Raw genomic sequence first — 17,618 nt, 5'->3', positions numbered from 1 at the left:
GTCCTCAATCCTTACGCGAGACGGCGATCTGCACGGCGCTGACGCAGCGTGTCGACGATCACCGCCACCACAATCACCGCGCCGGTGATGATGCGTTTGCTCGGCTCACTGGCGCCCACTTGCGCGAGGCCGGCCTCCAACACGGCGATGATCAACACGCCAAAAAACGTGTTCACCACCGAGCCACGCCCGCCCATCAAACTGGTGCCGCCGATCACCACGGCGGCGATCACTTGCAACTCGATGCCCACGCCCGCATTCGGGTCAGCCGCCTCCAGCCGTGCCGATTGCATCAGCCCCGCCAGTCCGGCCAACAAACCGGTGACGGCAAACACGATGATGCGCACGGGCCGTGGGTCTACACCCGCCAGACGCATGGCTTCTTCATTCGTGCCAATGCCCACCACGTGGCGGCCAAACACGGTGCGCGTGAGCACCAGTTGGCCCACCACCACTAGCACCACGGCCAACACAAACGCGGCCGAAATGCCACCGATCCATGGCGCGGCCAAGCCCGAGATGGCGTCCCCCACATACTGCGTGCGTGAGTCCGTCACCAAATAAGCGCCACCGCGCACGGCTTCCAGCATGCCCAGCGACACGATGAAGCTCGGCAAGCGCCAAGCCACCGACACCGCACCCGTGATGCTGCCGCACACCAGGCCTGTGGCCAGGCCCAACAACGTGGCCACCGGCACCGGTAGCTTCCATTCCAGAATGGCCGCCGCCGTGACAGCCGCGCTCAGCGCCAGCACCGAGCCGACCGAGAGGTCGATGCCCGCAATGATCAACACAAACGTCATGCCCACGGCCATCACCAGCAGCGCGGGGATTTCATTGGCGATGGAGATGAAGGTGTCGCGCGTCAGAAAATATTCGCTCAACGAGCCGAACAAGATCACCATGCCCACCAGCACGCCGATCAGGCCCAGGTAGGTGCCCAGTTGCCCTTTGAGAGCAGACGGTGGGGCGGAAACGGGTTGCGTGGCAGTGTTCATGATGCGTTGGAAAAAGCAGAGGCAGAGGCTGCCGAAGAAGTAGAAGTTTGGCCAGTGGTGTCGCCGAACGCAGCCGCCAGCAACGACTGTTCAGTCCATTCGCCGCGCTCGAACACCGCTACCAGGCGCCCGGCGCTCATCACGCCGATGCGGTCACACATGGCCATCAGTTCGCGAAGGTCGCTCGACACCATCAGCAGCGCGCGGCCGGCGTCGGTCATGCGGTCGAGTTCGGCGTAGAGGTCGGCACGGGCGCCGACGTCCACCCCACGTGTGGGCTCGTCGAGCAGCAGCACTTTGCATTCGCGGTGGATCCAGCGCGCAAACACCACCTTTTGTTGGTTGCCGCCGCTGAGCGTGGCCACAGGTTGTTCGATGTTGCGCGAGCGCACACGCAGCAGCGTGGTCAAGCGCTGCGCAATGCTGCGCTCCTTGGCGCGCTGCAACCAGCCCCCGTGCGACACCGCACCCAGGTCGCTCAGCGTGGTGTTCACGCGGATCGACTGCGGCAGCAGCAGGCCTTGCGACTTGCGGTCTTCGGTCACCAAACCGATACCAGCGCGAATGGCCTGCATGGGGGAGCGCCAGCCTTTGCGAACGGTTTGCGCGGGTTGACCGCTGTCGCCGTGCAGCACAATTTCGCCACGGTCGGCGCGGTCGGCACCAAACAGCAGGCGCACCAGCTCGGTTCGGCCCGAGCCCACCAAACCAGCCAAGCCCATGACTTCACCGGCGCGCAAATCCAAATCCACATCGCGCACCGCTTGCGCACGGCCAAGGCCACGTGCGCTGAGCACCACCGCGCCCGCAGTGCGGCGGCCACGCCCATCGTGCTCGTGCACGGCATGGCCCACCATGCGCTGCACCAGCTCAGACTCTTGCACACCCGCCATGGCGCGCACATCGACCAAACGGCCATCGCGCAGCACCGCCACACGGTCGGCAATGCGCTGTAATTCTTCGAGCCGGTGCGACACGTAGACGATAGCCACACCGCGCGCCTTGAGCAGGTCGATCTGCTCAAACAGGTGCCGCGTTTCGCGCGGCGTGAGCATGGCGGTGGGCTCGTCAAGCACCAACACGCGGGTGTCGTCTTGCAGGTTGCGTGCAATCTCCACCATCTGCTGCTGGCCAATGCCGAGCTGCCCCACCGGCGTGGCGGGGTCGATGTTGTGCAGGCCAATCTTGGCCAACTGCTGTGCCGCCAGGGCGTGTAACTCGCCCTGTCGAATCCAGCCGCTGCGGTTGGGCAGGCGGTCAAGCAACAGGTTCTCGGCCACCGACAGCGTGGTCACCAAGCCCAGCTCCTGCATCACCATGCGCACACCATGGCGCTCGGCGTCGCGCCGCGACGTGGGCGTAAACGCTTGGCCGCCCAGTTGCATTTCGCCGCGCGTGGGCTGCACTAGGCCGCAGAGCATTTTCGACAAGGTGCTTTTGCCGGCGCCGTTCTCGCCCGTCAGCGCAAGCACCTCGCCCGCATGTAACTCCAGCGAGACGTCGTCGAGCACCGTCGCCACGTAGTCTTTGCCCATGGCACGCAGCGTCAACACGGGTGCGGCAACGTTACTGTTCATCACGTCTCGCTCGGCCAAAATTACTTAGAGCCTTTGGTGACCAACACCACGTCGGTCTTCACCTCGGCTGGCATGGCCGACTGAGGCGTCTTCGCGGCAATGGCCTTCAGCGCGGTTTCAATGCCGAACACGGCTTGTTTGGCGGCGTATTGGTCGGCCGTGGCGAGCACGCGGCCATCGGCCAGCATCGGCTTGATGGCGCCAATGTTGTCGTAGCCCACCACCAGCACCTTGCCGGTTTTGCCAGCGGCCTTGACCGCTGCCACCGCGCCCAGCGCCATGCTGTCGTTACCGGCCAGCAGCGCCTTCAGGTCAGGGTGCTCGCGCATCATGCCGGCGGCCACAGTATTGCCCTTGTCGATTTCCCACTGGCCCGACTGCACGCCCACTACGGTGGCACCGGCGGCCTTCATGGCGTCTTGGTAGCCCAACGTGCGCTGCTGCGCGTTGAACGTGGTCGACACACCTTCGATAATGCCGACCTTGTCGCCCGCCTTCAGTTCCTTGGCCAACGCATCGCCCACCAGCTTGGCACCGGCACGGTTGTCGGGGCCGACAAACGGCACTTGAATGCCCTTCTCTTTGAGCGCGGCAGCGTCCAACTGGTTGTCGATGTTGACCACCAGAATGCCCTTGTCGATGGCGGCCTTGATCACCGGCACCAGCGCTTTCGAATCGGCCGGTGCGATCACCAGCGCGTTGATCTTTTGCGCCACCATCTGCTCGACCATCTTGATCTGGGCTGCCGTGTCGGTCTCGTCCTTGATGCCATTGGCCACCAGCGTGTACTCGCTTGCGTGCGCCTTTTGGTGTGCCTTGGCGCCGTCTTCCATGGTGCGGAAAAACTCGTTGGCCAGCGACTTCATGACCAGTGCCACCTTGGGCTTGTCTTGCGCCAGGGCGGGCGACGCCACAACGGCGCCCAACAACATCAACGCAGCGGTGCTTTGCAGGGTACGGCGGGTGAACTTCATGGTGAATGTCTCCTGAGAAGGTGAGTTTTTGGAGGCCCGATCAACGGGCGGATGCGGATCATAGCTTCTCCGCAAACGTTTGCGCAAACGTTTGCGCACTAGGGATAACCCGATCCGGTTTGTAAAAAAATTGCCCGTGCAGACTGCAAATGCAGCGCCTCCGCTCAAGGTACTCAAAGTCCACTTGCTGTCGGCAGACGTGTTCGCCCTCTGTGCGGCCAGGGCACCGATGAATCGGTGAAAATGAAACACACTGTGTTCCGACCACCTCTCGCCTGCCCCCACACAACCCGCCATGAAAGTCCACTCGCTCCAAGACCTGGGCCAGATCCAGAAGGCCTTGGCCCAAGCGGCAGCCGCCGAGGCGGCAGCGCGGGCGGCGCGTTTGGAATTGCAGCGCAAGCTGGAGGCTGAAAAGCACCTCTTTGTGCGCGCCGTTGGGGCCGTCAAACCCCTGCCCGACCAACGCAAGGCACTCATCAAGCGCGTGCCGCCGAAGCCTGTGCCGACCCAGTTGGAGCTCGACGAACAAGCGGTGCTGGTAGAGGCCATCAGCGACGGCTTCGACGCCAGCAACCTGCTCGACACCGACGACGCCTTGAGCTACCGCCGTCCCGGCATCGGCCCCGACGTGCCGCGCCGCCTGCGCACCGGCGAGTGGAGCATCCAACGCCAGATCGACCTGCACGGCTTGCGCAGCGACGACGCGCGCGACGCGCTTTCTGGCTTCATCCGCGAAGCCTATCGTCACGGCATTCGCTGTGTGCGCGTGGTGCACGGCAAGGGCTTGGGCTCGCCCGGCAAAACGCCGGTGCTCAAAACCAAGGTGCGCCACTGGCTGGTGCAAAAGAAGGAAGTGATCGCCTTTGCCCAGGCCCGCCCGGCGCATGGCGGGGCTGGGGCGTTGATCGTGTTGCTCAGTTCGTCCACGCGCCACTGAGAACAAGTTGCGCGTCTGAGACCCGCCGTTCAGGCCCATTCCATCTCCCGTCGCGATCAGTGCTGCACCCCATCACGCCGCAGTTTTTTGTCGGTTAAATTTACATCTGACGCATTTTTTTCATCTGCCTGTGCGGTAGTTGCTTGTTTTTTATGCATTTTCCACAACGGGTACGAACTATGCTTCCGAGGCGCACCTGGTCACGAGGAGATCAAAGCGATGAAAACGATGAATACGTTTGCTTGCCGGTTTCTGTCTATGGTTGCGGTGCTCTTGGCCGCATTGACTTTTTCAGTCCGCGCAAACGCCGGGCTGGTCGTCACCCTGGCGCCGTCTTCCATCACCGACTTGTCCAACGTGCATGTGGGCGACATGCTGTACTTTGTGACGCGCGGCGGTACAGACGTGGCACCGGATGTCGCCGAGCATCTGTTGTCACCGCCTCCCGTCCACTTATTTGCCGACCTCGACATCTTCGATATCTTCACCTATGTGGGTGTCTACGGAAGTTGGAGCGACGACCTGCATTCGGATCCGCGCCTGGTGTTATGGCAGCTTCAACCCAACGCCGCAGGCACGGTGACCTTGTTTAACGGCTTTTCGGATTGCAATGGCCTGCCGGATGACACCAGCGGCTGCGCTATCACCAACCTGGGCGCGACGCGCCCAGCGGATAGCAACCGCATTGTCTTCACCATCTACAACGTCCCAGAGCCCTCGACCCTGGCGGTTTTTGGTGTGGGGCTGCTGGCCCTTGCAGGACTCCGCCAATCCAAAGCGAAGCGCGCTGCCTGAAGTCGTGGCCTGCCGCAACGCCGCCTACACGCCCTTGTTACGCATCCAATCTGCTGTCTGAAAAAAGCTTTGCTTCAAGCGCGTAAGCAGCGCCTCGGGCACTTCGGTCTCGCCCATCGCCTGGTCCATACACGCCACCCACTGGTCGAGCTCTTTGATGCCGATGGAAAACGGTATGTGCAGCGAAGACGCTCGCGACGGACTCTCGGGCCTCATCCGCGAAACCTATCGCCACGGTATTCGTTTTGTACGCGTGGAGCACAACAAGGGCTTGGACTCGCCCGGCAAAACGCCAGTGCTCAAAAAAGTGCACCCCTGGTTGGTCAAAAGAAAGAAGTGATCGCCTTTGCCTAAGCACCCCCGACGCATGGCGGGGGTAGGGCGCTGATCGTGTTACTCAGTTCCCCCTAGCCGCTCTGCATGCAATGCAGATAGATTGGCAGGAAAGCGTCACTCAAACAATATGAACTTCAGAAAGCGCTCAGTTTTCTTCCGAGCATTTATTCGGTCAAAAAACTAAACAGATGCGAGCATCGAGTCACTTGGCTTGACGCGGATCCAACCCAACAATGCTAAATTACGCACAGCGTCGGCTACCGCTGCACGTTTTTCTGGTTGATTCCAAGCCTTCTTCCAATCGAGGATGTAGTCGTATATCTGCAACTCGTCAACCTCAGCGTTCTTGTCGCCCTTTTTTACTTGTCGACTAGCAAACAGGACTGTGAGTACCTCCTCCGCTTGCTCGGTGTCCTTGATGCGACTGAATAAATCTACGGTCTTATCGATAGACTTACGGTACCGCTCAATCTCACTTGCGAACTTGTTGCGCTCTTTTGAAAATTGATCTCCAACGTGGAGAGCAACCATCCGCCCAAACGGTTTCTCTTGTACCCAATTCCTATTCGCGAAATCATGTAGAGCAGGTTTCACGTCTGCAGAGAATGGCCCAAAACTTCCTTTACCAAACTCGAACCCTGTTGGCACTCCTAACTCAGTAATGACATAACAAATTTTTTGAAAGATAGTTCGTCCAACAGGAGGGGCGTATGGTTGATCTTCGAGTTCTTTCAATACTTCAATCAGCGCAACCCAGCCAGGATTCATCTTCTCCATCCGTCGCCCTTTACCCTCTAGCGAAAGCTGTGTTGGAGAAGCTAAAAATTCGTCCCTCAATTCTGAATTTGGTGTTCCATATGGAGCAAAAACTTCAACATCTATAGGTAATCTGGAGAGTCGCTGATAGATCAATGGCCCTACTTCAGACCATTCGAGGCCACCATTTCCACAACCGAGTGGCGGCATCGCAATGCTTTTGATCCCCCACGCTTCACAGTTATTCGCTACATGTGCAAGACCTTTTTCAATATCGTGGAGACGGGACGCAGATCGCCAGTGGTCTTTAGTAGGAAAGTTTAGGATCCGAACACCGCTCTTATCCTCATAAATGTATGGTTCCCCTAATCGCACTAACTTGCGTTCGCATCGATGCACGTAGTCATCGAACATGTCTGGAAAACGCTTCCTGAACTCAAGCGCAACACCCTTACCCATCACGCCAACGCAATTCACCGTATTAACCAATGTTTGGGCATTACTTTTGAAAAGATCACCAATAAGAGCCTTGAACATACCCATGATTTACCTGAAGAAAAAATCTGCGTTAACCGTAATCGGTAGAGCGAAACCTGTGTGGTTCAATTTCTCTTGAGTCACTTCGTCAACTACGTATGCCCCAATGATCATGTTTGAAGGCACATGCCCCGGAACAAGGACTTCGGCGCACTTACGTGACTTGTGGCGCCACTCTCTTATCTGATCTTCTGGATGAATCCAATCCCGAGCATAAATATCATCGAAATTGAGTAATCTCGATTGCTCAGGCGCATAGAAACGAACATAATTACTCGCTGCATTTTGATCCGTAATCACGGTTCCATGAATTTTTAAAACTTGGACGGACACCCTCAAGACACAAATTTCTTCGTTTCGCCGCACCGAAAGCATTGGATTTCGGGCGTGGAAATAGAGGTTGGCATATTGGTGAAGCTTTAGCCCGCCAGGCACAATCTTCACGTCTCGACGCTCTTGCATCGTTGGCATTGCAACGCTTTTATGTTGAAGCTTCGCTGACTGCTCATTTGACAAAATTCCGTGCTGCAGAACCGACGCGACATTGTCGACTGGCATGATGCACTGTAGTTCGGTAACTCTAGGATCCATCGTTGCTTTTAGCTCCTCGAATCTTTTTTGGCAGCCACGATAGGGTTCCATCGAGTGCGGCGACAAATTCCGAAATTAAGCGCACACAGTAAATACACGCCCCTCCCCGGCACTCATCATTTTCCACTCATATCAATCTACTTTGGATCTCTGGTGACGCCATCTCGACCACTGTTTTAATATACAGTTAATTGCATCGCATGGCAACTACCGAGAAAGCGGCCTACACGCCCTTGTTGCGCATCCAGTCCGCCGTCTGAAAAAAGCTTTGCTTCAAGCGCGTACGCAGCGCCTCGGGCACTTCCGTCTCGCCCATCGCCTGGTCCATACACGCCACCCACTGGTCGCGCTCTTTGATGCCAATGGAAAACGGCATGTGCCGCATGCGCAGGCGTGGGTGGCCAAACTGGTCGGTGTAGTACGACGGGCCGCCCATCCAGCCACACAAGAACCAGAACAAACGTTGACGTGCATTGTCCAGACCAGGGCCATGCGCGGCACGCAGGTCGCTGTAGCCGGGCTCCAAGTCCATCAAGTCGTAGAAGCGCTCGACCAAAGCCTTCACGCGTTCTTCACCACCGATCCATTCGAAGGGCGTGGTTTGAGCAGTGGGGCTGGGTTCTTGGATGTCCATGGGGGTTCAATGCAAAAAGTGGCTCTGGTGCATGCAGGATATGCGTGCGCAGCTATGCATTTTAGTTTCCCGACATGCGCCGTTTAGCGCGCATGGTCTCTCACCAACGTACGTTGCAGGTCGACTCGCGCCGTAGGAGCTGTGAGCGCCAAGGCCATCGCCAGGCATACCGCCAACGCCGCGGCCACCACAGCCCGTGAGCGCACTTGGGCCGCAAAGCGCAGTATGTTGAAGCGCACAGGCAAGACCATGGCCATGACCACGCCCGCGAGCAAACCGCCGACGTGGGCCGCGTTGTCCACGCCAGGCTTGGCAAAACCCTGCACCAGCGAATACACCAAGAAGAAACCGATGCCGGTAAACATCTCTTTGCTGAACACTTTAGGTAACGTGGCGCGGTGCTCGTACACCGCCACCAGCAAAGCGCCTGCAATGCCAAACACCGCGCCCGACGCCCCCACCGACACCCCACGCAACGCCGCCACATGCAGGCTGAATGCGCTGCCCACCAAAGCAGCGCCGATATAGACCAGCAAAAACAAGCGGTGCCCGTAAATACGCTCCGCCGTCTGCCCCACCAGCCACAGGCCAATCATGTTGACCATCAGGTGCTCCACGCCACTGTGCAAGAAAGTTGCGGTGAGCAAGCGCCACCATTCGCCGTGCTGCACGTTGAAGGCGGTGTTGCCGCCCCAGCGCAACACCATCGCAGATGTGGGATGAAACGGGTCAACGCCGCTGAGCACCATCAGGCCCCAAACGATCACATTGACAGCGATCAGCGCGTAGGTCGCCCAAGTGCGCGGAGCCAAAGCCTCAAAGTCTTCGCGAAACTGCCGCTCGTCAACAGCGTCCTGCTCCTGCATACCCCAACCCCTTTCTGCTCAAGCCGGCCATTCTGGCTTGGCTGACACGACAAAAAGGGGACAAAGTGGCGCCAGGCTAATCTGCTGCGTTACGAAGTGTTTGCACCACCGGCCGCTGCAACACTTCACGCAGACCCCACCAGCCCGCCAACAGCGCCAGCACGGCACCCGCTAAAGCGCCCGCCAGCGGCACCCACGGCGCAGCACCCCAACTGAAGTCGAACACGTAGCGCGCCAGGCCCCAGCCCACGGCCATGGCGGCCAGGCTGGCCAGGAAACCCGCGAGCACGCCCACACCGGCCAGCTCGGCGCGCTGCACCTGACGCAGCAGTGCGCTTGGGGCACCCAGCGCCCGCATGATGGCGAACTCGCGGGCGCGTTCTTCGCGGGTGGCGGTCACGGCGGCAAACAGCACCACCAGGCCCGCAGCCAGGGTGAAGCCGAACAAAAATTCAACCGCGCGAATCACCTGGTCGAGCACACGTTGTACCTGCGCCAGCGCCGTGCTCAAGTCCACATTGGTGACGTTGGGGAAGGTGCGCACCAGTTGGTTGTCAAAGCCGCGCAGCTCGGGCGCGCGGTAGGCGGTCATGTAGGTCACGGGCACTTCGGGCAGGCTGCTGACCGGGAACATGACGAAGAAGTTGGCGTGCATGGAGCCCCAGTCCACCTTGCGCAGCGAGGTGATGCGGCCTTCGCTGATGAGGCCGCCAATGTCGAAGCGCAGCGTGTCACCCAGCTTCAGGCCCAGTGTTTTGGCGATGCCCTCTTCCACGCTCAGCGCGTCTTTTTCTTCGGGCTTCCAGGCGCCGCCCACCAGCAGGTTGTGCGCGGGTTTTTCAGCCGCGTTCGACAGGTTGAACTCGCGGTCGACCAGGCGCTTGGCGCGGTCGTCGGTGTAGTTGTCGGGCGACGTGGCCTGGCCGTTCACGGCCACCAGGCGGCCACGGAACATGGGGTACCAGTCGTAACGCTGCACCCCCGCGTCGCGCAGCGTTTTTTGAAACGGCTCGTTTTGCTCGGGCATGATGTTGATGACAAAGCGATTCGGCGCATCGGCCGGCGTGGCCTTGCGCCAACTGTCGATCAGGTCAGTGCGCAGCATCACCAGCAGCAGCAAGGCCAGCATGCCCACGGCCAGCGCGCTGACCTGCACCACGGCATAGGCCGGGCGCGCCGAGATCTGCCGCGTGGCCAGCACCAGCCAACGCGGCGCGGTAGCCTCGTTCACGCTCACGCGCAGCAGCTTCACCGCCACCCAGCTCAGGCCGGCAAACACCAACACCGCGCCGGCAAAACCGCCGACGGCGATCAGCCCCAATTGGATGTCGCTGCTGGCAGCCAGCAGCAAGGCGGCAAAGCCTGCCACGCCAGCGCCCATGGCCAAAGCCGAAGCCGGCTTGAGGCCCCCCAGGTCGCGGCGGATGACGCGCAGCGGCGGCACACTCGCCAGTTGCAACACCGGCGGCAGGCCAAACGCGCCAAGCAACAGCAAGCCCACACCAATGCCAAAGCCCACGGGCCACAAGGTGGCGGCGGGCAACGTGGCATCGACCAGCCCGGCCAGCAGTGCCACAAAGGCGTAGTGCACGGCAAAACCAATGGCCACGCCCAAGGCGCTGGCAAACAAGCCCACCAGCACAAACTCAAACGCGTAAGCGCTGGCGATGGTGCGCTGGCTTTGGCCCAGCACGCGCAGCATGGCGCAATCGTCCAGGTGCTTGGCCGCAAAGCCGCGTGCGGCCAGGGCCACGGCCACGGCGCTCAGCAGGGCCGACAGCAAGGCCACCAGGCTCAGGAATTTGTTGGCGCGCTCCAGCGTTTGGCGCATTTCGGGGCGGCCGCTTTCCAGCGATTCCAGGCGCATGCCGTGCACATCGGGCTTGGCCACTTCGGCCATGGCCCAGGTGCTGTAGCGCTGCACAGGCTGGTCGGCACCGGCCACAGCCAGGCGGTAGGTGAGGCGGCTGGCGGGCTGCACCAATTGGGTGGCGGTCAGGTCGCTCTGGTTGATCATCACGCGCGGCGCAAAGCTCATGAAACCGCTGCCACGGTCGGGCTCGATGACGATGATACGGGCCACGCGGAATTGCGAGTCGCCCAGCAAAAGCGTGTCGCCCATCTTCAAACCCAAAGTTTCGAGCAGGGGTGCATCGACCCAGGCCTCACCGGCGGCAGGCACATCGCGCGTGGGGGCTGCTGCCGCCTCGGGCGTGTTGGCCACACGCAGCGAGCCGCGCAACGGGTAGCCCGGCGACACCACCTTCAGCGCCACCAGCTTGGCGGCACCACCCAAAGCCTCGGGCGCGCGGCCCATGGTGGGGAAGGTGGCCGTTTGCATGGTTTGCAAACCCAGGCTCTGCGCTTGCGCGGTGAAAGATTCTGGCGGCGGGTTATCGCTCACCAGCACCACGTCGCCGCCCAGCAGTTGGCGTGCGTCGCGCTGCAAGCCGCCTTGCAACCGGTCGGCAAAAAAGCCCACCGCGCTCAGCGCCGCAACGGCCAAGGTCACGGCCACGATCAACAGGCGTAATTCACCGGAGCGCAGGTCGCGCCACAGGGTGCGCCAGCCCAGGCGCCAAAAAGAGGTTTGCATGGGGGCGTACGTTAGCGTAATCCCGCAGGCAAGCCCACTTCCAATTGCAAGACCCCGAAGCTAGTCAGCCATAACACCTACTTAGCTTTACGCACGCAGGCCAACACGGCAATCGCTGACACCACAAAACCACCCACAGCCAGCAGCGACAAACGCTCCCCTAGCAGCGCAAAACCCATCAGCGCCGAGACGCCGGGAATCAAATAGAACAAGCTCGCCACCTGACCCGCTTGGCCGCGCCGCACCATCACAAACAGCAGACTGAACGCGCCAATCGAGTTGACCAGGCCGAGCCACAACACGGCAAACACCAACTCGCCATGCCAATGCACGGTAAAGCCCTCGGCCGGGCTGGCCAGCGCGGCAGCGGCCAGTGTGGCCACAGCCATCTGCACGCTGGCGCCGCTGCGCAAATCCATGCCGGCGCAAAAGCGCTTTTGGTACAGCGTGCCGGCCACCAAGCCCAGCAGGCCGAGAAAGGTCACCGCCACTGCAGCCAAGCTGGTACCGCCACCTGCGGATGATTTGCCAGCGATCACCAGGGCCACACCCAACACGCCGCCCGCCAGCCCCAGCATTTGCCAGCGCCCCACCCGTTCGCCCAACAGAAAGTGCCCGCCCAGCGCGGTGGCCAGCGGCATCATGCCGATCAACAAGCCGGCCACACCGGCTGACACGCCTAGCCGCATGCCGTAATACACGCCCGAAAAATGCAGCGCCTGCATCAACAGGCCGACCACGGCCAGGTGCCCCCAGTCGCGCAGCTTGGTGGGCCACGGCGCGCGGGTGAGCCAAGCCACCAGGCCCAACACCACAGCCGCCAAGCCAAAACGCAACACCAGCAAAGTGAACGGCCCCACATGCGGCAGCGCCAGCTTGCCCGCCACATAGCCCGAACTCCACAGCAGGATGAAGGTCAGCGGCAGGCTGGCACCGGCAAACTTTTGCAGCCACGGTGCCAGCGGCGCAGCACTTGCAAAGGTGGGCGGGCAATGGGTTGATGTGGTCATGACGACTCCTTTAGAACGTGTTCAAGGTCTTTTTGGGGGCGCGCATGCACCCCAAACCGTGTCCATCAAGACGCATGCTGCAGGTCATACGTCCGTATGACCAAAGCGCGCAACGCCGAGGGACACGGTTTGGGGTACATGCCCTACGGGTTGCCCACCCCAGAAGCGCCATGCGGTGTTGCGCGTCCTCGCTGGGCAGAGAGCCCAGCTTGCGGCGCGCGCCTAGCCTGGCGCTTCTGGGACGGGCAACGCGCCCCCAAAAAGACCTTGAACACGTTCTTGACAAGCCTCCACTGTAAAAACTAGCGATGCTGGACACAATCCACCACAATGGCGCATCAGAGTTTCCAAAAGTAGAACGAACGTCACGAAAGCCAGTACATGGGCCGCCTGGAAGACCTCAGCACCTTCACCCGCGTGATCGAAGCGCGCAGCCTCTCGGGCGCCGCGCGGCGCTTGGGCAGCACCAAGTCGGCGGTCAGCAAACAGGTGAACCGCCTCGAAGAACAGCTCGGCACCCGGCTGCTGCACCGCACCACACGCAGCGTGAGCCCCACAGACGACGGCCGCCGTGTCTACGAGCGCGCCCAACGCATGCTCGAAGAAGCGCAGGCGCTGGAGGCCGAAGTGGCCGGTGGGCTGGCCCTGCCCCAAGGCACGCTGCGGCTCAGCACCTCCACCGCATTTGGCAACGCACAGTTCACCGCGCTGATGGCCGCCTTCTGCGCGCGCCACCCGCAACTCCACGTGGTGGTGGGTTTGAACGACCGCTACGTGGAACTGGCCGAAGAAGGTTTTGACGTGGTGCTGCGCCTCACATCCACACCCAGCCCCGGCCTGGTGGCACGCCGGTTGGCGCCCATCCACTACCGCCTGTGCGCCGCGCCCGCCTACCTGGCACAACACGGCACGCCCACCACGTTAGACGACCTCACGCGCCACCGCTGCCTCACCTTCGGCTACACCCACACACCCGCGCAATGGCGCTTTCGCAGCCTTGTCACAGGCACCGAGGAAGTGGTCGACGTGCAGTCCGCGCTGCGGTTTGAAAGCGGCCTCACCGTCAACAGCAGCGAAGCCTTGCGCGTGGCCTCGCTCGCCGGCATGGGTCTGGCCGTACTGCCTACCTACGCGGCGGGCGCCGACATCCGCGCCGGGCGTTTGGTCAGCCTGCTGGAAGACTGGCAACCCGTGGGCCGCCCGGCCGATGCCGACACGCTGTACGCCGTCTATTTGCCGAGCCGCTTCCCCAGCCCCAAGGTGCGGGCGCTCATTGATTTCATGCTGGAAGTGATGGGTGAGGTGCCGCCGTGGGATAGGGCCGAAAATGCGTGACGCCTTACTCTATCTATCGACAGCACCGTGAACATCAGCCACACCTTGAAGGCCTGGGCCAAGCGCATCAAACGTGATGGCGTGACGCTGTGGTTTGCCGGCAAGCACCCTCAAACACCCTGGTACGCCAAAGCGCTAGGGATGTTTGTGGTGGCCTATGCGTTGAGCCCGATCGACCTGATTCCTGACTTCATTCCCGTGCTGGGCTATGTGGACGATGTTTTGCTGCTGCCGGGTCTGATCTGGTTGGCCATCAGGCTGTTGCCACCGGAGGTGCTAGCCGCATCGCGCGCGCAAGCTGACGCGTGGATGTTGGCCAAGGGCGCCAAGCCACGCAGTTGGATCGGAGCGGTTGTCATCGTGGCGTTGTGGCTGTCTGCAGGCGCCGCAGCATGGTGGTGGTGGGCACCGTGACTTGAGACTATTGCAGCTCAACCCGCCTTGAAGTGCCGCACAAACAACGCCGCCAACGGCTTGGCCGCGCTGCTCAACGGCACGCCACGCAGTTGGATCAGCCCCATCGCCATGGGCGGCGGCAGCGGGCGCACGCGGAAGCGCTGCACGCCGGCGCTGTAGGTTTTGTCGTTTAGCAGAGGCTCGGGGCAGAAGCCCACCATGTCGGTGCGGCGCATCAACTCGGCCATCAGCATGGGCGAGGCGCAGTTGACGATTTTTTTGGGCACGGCCAAGCCTTTCTCGCGTAGCCAACTCACCAGTGTTTCGCTCTGGCTGCCGGCAGAAAAGTTCATCACCCACGTCGCGTCCTTCATCCCCTCCCAGGTGCGCACGTTGGCCAGCGGGTGGCCACGGCGGCCAGCGGGCAAGGCGGTGACTTCGGTCAAAGGTTCAAACACCAATTCGTAGGGCAGATCGGCCGGGTCGGCAATGGCGACGGCAAAGTCCAAACGGCCTTCGAGCAACGCGGGTATCAGGCTGCTCAAGAAGCCCTCGCTCAGCGACAACTGCGCATCGGGCTGCAAACGCTCGAATGCCTTCCACACTTTGGGCAGTGCATCGATCGCCACCAGTGGCGTGGTGGCCACGGCCACGCGCGCGCCCGAGCCGCCACGGATCAGCCGCACTTCTTCGCGCGCCTTGTCGAGCACCGACAAAGCCAGGCGCGCATGCGAGAGGACCACCTTGCCCGCAGGCGTGAACTCAATGCCTTTGTAGCTGCGCATCAGCAGCTCGGCGCCCACGTCCTCTTCCAGCTCGCGCAGTGATTTGGTGAGCGCACTTTGGCTCAAGAACATGGCGCGCGCCGCCGCGCGGATGGAGCCACTTTCGGCCACCTGGATGAAGGCCTTGATTTGATGGTTTTTCATAGAACAGAAACGTCAGTGATTTCTTCTGGTTGTCACCCCAGAAAAGATACAGGCTTCTGGAGTTCATGCCAAGCGCCTATATTTTTTGGATGCACACAAAGCTTTCCAAATACATCGACATCGAGGCCATGACGCAATGGCGCCACGCCATCCACCGCCAACCCGAGCTGGGTTTTGAAGAAGTGCAAACCAGTGCGCTGGTGGCCCGCAGCCTGCGCGAGTGGGGCTATGAAGTCACTACCGGCCTGGCCGAAACAGGCCTCGTCGCCACCCTGGTGTTTGGTGATGGCCAGGGCCCGCGCCTGGGCCTGCGCGCCGAGATGGACGCTCTGCCGATTCAAGAGGCCACGGGCCTGCCCTGGGCGAGTGAAGTCCCCGGCAAGATGCACGGCTGCGGCCACGACGGCCACACCACCATGCTGCTGGGGGCGGCCCAAGCGCTGGCGAAACTGCACAGCGAAAAATTGCCCGGTGAAGGCACGGATTGGAACGGCACGCTGCACCTGATCTTCCAACCCGCCGAAGAGTTGGGCGGCGCCGGTGGTGCGCAGCGCATGATCGACGAAGGGCTGTTTGAGCGCTTTCCGTGCGATGCGGTGTTTGCCATGCACAACCTGCCCGGCGCGCCTGCGGGCAACTTCTACTTTCGCGAGGGGCCGTTCATGGCCTCTTCAGACCGGGTCACCCTCACCTTCCACGGCCGGGGCGGCCATGGCGCCATGCCGCATCTAGCAGCCGACCCTACGGTGGCCGCAGCCTCCACCGTGATGGCCTTGCAAAGCATCGTGGCGCGCAACGTCGACCCGCTGGCCTCGGCGGTGGTGACGGTGGGTCGCCTGCAAGCGGGCGTGACCTACAACGTGATTCCCGAAACCGCAGAACTGGAACTGAGCGTGCGTGCGCTCACCCCCGATGTACGCGAGCTGCTGGAGCAGCGCATTCGCGCCGTAGCCGTTGGTCAAGCACAAAGCTTCGGCCTGCAGTGCCAGGTGGACTACGAGCGCGGCTACCCCGTGCTGGTCAACACCTCGGCCGAAACGCAGCTCGCACTCGGCGTGGCCCAGGCGTTGTTTGGCAATGCACATGTGACCTCCGGCGCCGAACCGCTGTGCGCCAGCGAAGACTTCGCCTACATGCTGCGGCAGCGCCCCGGCTGCTATCTCTTCGTTGGCAACGGCGACAACGGGCACAGCCACGGGCGCCCCTGCGGCGCGTGCAGCGTGCACAACCCCAGCTACGACTTCAACGACCACAACCTGGGGCCCGGTGCCCTGTACTGGGTGGCGTTGGCGCAAACGTTTTTTACTACCCCCAGGAGTTGAGCATGCCCGTTTCCCTTTACGCAGCGCGCAGACGCGCCCTTACCCTTGCCGCGCTGTCCACAGCCCTCACGTTGTCGCTAGGTGTCGGCTCCGCGCAGGCCGCAGACCCCTACCCCTCGCGCTTGGTGACACTGCTCGTGCCCTACCCGGCGGGCGGATTGTCGGATGCGATTGCACGCGCTTTAAACGTGCCGCTCGGCCGCGCGTTGGGCCAACAGGTAATCGTCGACAACCTGGGCGGGGTGAGCGGCGCATTGGCCGCGCAGAAGGTGCTGAACGCACCGGCCGACGGCTACATGGTGTTCCTGGGCTCGCCCAACGAATTGATTCTGGCCCCGCTGGCCAACGTGGCCGTGAAGCTGAAGGCCGAAGACTTCCGCATGATCAGCCAGGTCACGGTGAATCCGCTGATGCTGGTGGCCCGCCCGGGGCTGCCCGTGCAGTCGACCGACGATCTCATTGCCTATGCCAAGGCGCAGGGCAGCAAGGGCTTGTCGTACGGCAGTGTGGGTGTGGGCTCGATGTACCACCTGCTAACCGAGAGCATGGCGCAGCAGACCAACATCCAGGTCACGCACATTCCCTACAAAGGCATGGCGCCGTTAACGCAAGACATGGGCGGCAACAACGTGGACTTTGCGATCCTGCCCTACGCCACCAGCTTTCGCGGGCTGCAAGACCAAGGCCGCCTGAAGATGGTGGGCTGGCTGGGCAGCACGCGCAGCAAGCTCGACCCGGCCGTGCCCGCCATGGGTGAAGGCCAAAACCTGAAAAACTTCAACCACGCCACCTGGGCAGGGCTGATGGTGAGCAAAGGTACGCCAGAGGATATCGTGGTGCGGCTCAACAAAGCGCTGGTCGAGGTGCTGCAAGACCCGGAGGTGCGTCGTCAGCTCGGCGCCATTGGCGCAGAAGCGGCGCGCCCACAGTCGCTGGATGAGGCCGACAAACTTCTGAAAGAAGACACCGTTAAATTCCGCGCCATCGCCAAAAGCATCAACTTGCAGCCGCTGTAAAACTGCTGCC

General features: G+C 61.6%; 17 protein-coding genes and 1 pseudogene. 7 read left to right on the top strand and 11 right to left on the bottom strand.

Features of this window, described 5'->3' with window-relative positions:
* Nucleotides 1–11: 11 nt before the first annotated feature.
* Genes ACPWMG_RS08240 through ACPWMG_RS08230 form a run of 3 tightly spaced genes read right to left on the bottom strand, consistent with a single transcriptional unit; the run spans nucleotide 12 to nucleotide 3,549 of the window.
* Nucleotides 12–998, bottom strand: a complete 987-nt coding sequence (locus ACPWMG_RS08240) for an ABC transporter permease (protein WP_483304160.1) — start codon at nucleotides 996–998, stop codon at nucleotides 12–14.
* Complete coding sequence (locus tag ACPWMG_RS08235) at nucleotides 995–2,575, bottom strand: sugar ABC transporter ATP-binding protein (RefSeq protein WP_483304159.1); 1,581 nt, start codon at nucleotides 2,573–2,575, stop codon at nucleotides 995–997. The genes ACPWMG_RS08240 and ACPWMG_RS08235 overlap by 4 nt, the downstream gene beginning before the upstream one ends.
* Nucleotides 2,576–2,595: 20 nt before the next feature.
* On the bottom strand, nucleotides 2,596–3,549 hold the full coding sequence (locus ACPWMG_RS08230; protein WP_483304158.1) for a substrate-binding domain-containing protein: 954 nt from the start codon (nucleotides 3,547–3,549) through the stop codon (nucleotides 2,596–2,598).
* A gap of 295 nt (nucleotides 3,550–3,844) precedes the next feature.
* On the opposite strand from ACPWMG_RS08230, the gene ACPWMG_RS08225 reads away from it, so the two are divergent.
* Nucleotides 3,845–4,489 carry a Smr/MutS family protein gene (locus tag ACPWMG_RS08225; protein WP_483304157.1) on the top strand — a complete coding sequence of 215 codons (645 nt, stop codon included), beginning with the start codon at nucleotides 3,845–3,847 and terminating at the stop codon, nucleotides 4,487–4,489.
* Between the two features lie 258 nt (nucleotides 4,490–4,747).
* Complete coding sequence (locus tag ACPWMG_RS08220) at nucleotides 4,748–5,284, top strand: PEP-CTERM sorting domain-containing protein (protein ID WP_483304156.1); 537 nt, start codon at nucleotides 4,748–4,750, stop codon at nucleotides 5,282–5,284.
* 24 nt (nucleotides 5,285–5,308) lie between these two features.
* On the opposite strand, the pseudogene ACPWMG_RS08215 reads toward ACPWMG_RS08220, so the two are convergent.
* Nucleotides 5,309–5,464 (bottom strand): annotated as a pseudogene (locus tag ACPWMG_RS08215) (globin domain-containing protein); the annotation flags it as partial.
* Between ACPWMG_RS08215 and ACPWMG_RS08210 the strand changes: the two are divergent.
* Complete coding sequence (locus tag ACPWMG_RS08210) at nucleotides 5,442–5,624, top strand: Smr/MutS family protein (protein ID WP_483305363.1); 183 nt, start codon at nucleotides 5,442–5,444, stop codon at nucleotides 5,622–5,624. The pseudogene ACPWMG_RS08215 and the gene ACPWMG_RS08210 overlap by 23 nt on opposite strands.
* A 176-nt stretch (nucleotides 5,625–5,800) precedes the next feature.
* Here ACPWMG_RS08210 and darG read toward each other — a convergent pair whose 3' ends face one another.
* From darG to ACPWMG_RS08180, 6 genes are all read right to left on the bottom strand, one after another.
* On the bottom strand, nucleotides 5,801–6,919 hold the full coding sequence (gene darG / locus ACPWMG_RS08205) for a type II toxin-antitoxin system antitoxin DNA ADP-ribosyl glycohydrolase DarG (RefSeq protein WP_483304155.1): 1,119 nt from the start codon (nucleotides 6,917–6,919) through the stop codon (nucleotides 5,801–5,803).
* A gap of 3 nt (nucleotides 6,920–6,922) precedes the next feature.
* Nucleotides 6,923–7,471, bottom strand: a complete 549-nt coding sequence (locus ACPWMG_RS08200) for a DUF4433 domain-containing protein (RefSeq protein WP_483304154.1) — start codon at nucleotides 7,469–7,471, stop codon at nucleotides 6,923–6,925.
* A gap of 256 nt (nucleotides 7,472–7,727) precedes the next feature.
* Entirely contained in the window at nucleotides 7,728–8,138 is a 411-nt protein-coding gene (locus tag ACPWMG_RS08195; protein ID WP_483304153.1) for a group II truncated hemoglobin, read from the bottom strand.
* Nucleotides 8,139–8,221: 83 nt separating this feature from the next.
* The gene (locus ACPWMG_RS08190; protein WP_483304152.1) at nucleotides 8,222–9,004 is read right to left on the bottom strand and encodes a rhomboid family intramembrane serine protease; all 783 of its coding nucleotides are present in this window, start codon (nucleotides 9,002–9,004) and stop codon (nucleotides 8,222–8,224) included.
* A 76-nt stretch (nucleotides 9,005–9,080) separates the two neighbouring features.
* Complete coding sequence (locus ACPWMG_RS08185) at nucleotides 9,081–11,600, bottom strand: ABC transporter permease (RefSeq protein WP_483304151.1); 2,520 nt, start codon at nucleotides 11,598–11,600, stop codon at nucleotides 9,081–9,083.
* Between the two features lie 77 nt (nucleotides 11,601–11,677).
* Nucleotides 11,678–12,610 carry a DMT family transporter gene (locus tag ACPWMG_RS08180; RefSeq protein ID WP_483304150.1) on the bottom strand — a complete coding sequence of 311 codons (933 nt, stop codon included), beginning with the start codon at nucleotides 12,608–12,610 and terminating at the stop codon, nucleotides 11,678–11,680.
* A gap of 381 nt (nucleotides 12,611–12,991) precedes the next feature.
* Between ACPWMG_RS08180 and ACPWMG_RS08175 the strand changes: the two genes are divergently transcribed.
* The gene (locus ACPWMG_RS08175; RefSeq protein WP_483304149.1) at nucleotides 12,992–13,945 is read left to right on the top strand and encodes a LysR family transcriptional regulator; all 954 of its coding nucleotides are present in this window, start codon (nucleotides 12,992–12,994) and stop codon (nucleotides 13,943–13,945) included.
* Nucleotides 13,946–13,972: 27 nt separating this feature from the next.
* Entirely contained in the window at nucleotides 13,973–14,359 is a 387-nt protein-coding gene (locus ACPWMG_RS08170; RefSeq protein ID WP_483304148.1) for a YkvA family protein, read from the top strand.
* Nucleotides 14,360–14,376: 17 nt separating this feature from the next.
* Here the strand turns inward: ACPWMG_RS08170 and ACPWMG_RS08165 are convergent, their stop codons facing one another.
* Nucleotides 14,377–15,270, bottom strand: coding sequence for a LysR substrate-binding domain-containing protein (locus tag ACPWMG_RS08165; protein WP_483304147.1), 894 nt, complete (start codon nucleotides 15,268–15,270; stop codon nucleotides 14,377–14,379).
* 89 nt (nucleotides 15,271–15,359) lie between these two features.
* On the opposite strand from ACPWMG_RS08165, the gene ACPWMG_RS08160 reads away from it, so the two are divergent.
* Together ACPWMG_RS08160 and ACPWMG_RS08155 are read left to right on the top strand one after the other, a co-directional pair.
* Nucleotides 15,360–16,592 (top strand): M20 aminoacylase family protein, encoded by a 1,233-nt coding sequence (locus ACPWMG_RS08160; protein ID WP_483304146.1) that lies wholly within the window; start codon nucleotides 15,360–15,362, stop codon nucleotides 16,590–16,592.
* A 2-nt stretch (nucleotides 16,593–16,594) separates the two neighbouring features.
* Nucleotides 16,595–17,608, top strand: a complete 1,014-nt coding sequence (locus tag ACPWMG_RS08155) for a Bug family tripartite tricarboxylate transporter substrate binding protein (RefSeq protein ID WP_483304145.1) — start codon at nucleotides 16,595–16,597, stop codon at nucleotides 17,606–17,608.
* The last annotated feature ends 10 nt before the right edge of the window (nucleotides 17,609–17,618 follow it).

It is taken from the genome of Hydrophilobacter chitinilyticus (assembly GCF_049860745.1).
In the GTDB taxonomy this organism is placed as follows: Bacteria; Pseudomonadota; Gammaproteobacteria; order Burkholderiales; family Burkholderiaceae_C; genus Rhodoferax_B.
This window is presented reverse-complemented; position numbering and strand designations above follow the sequence as displayed.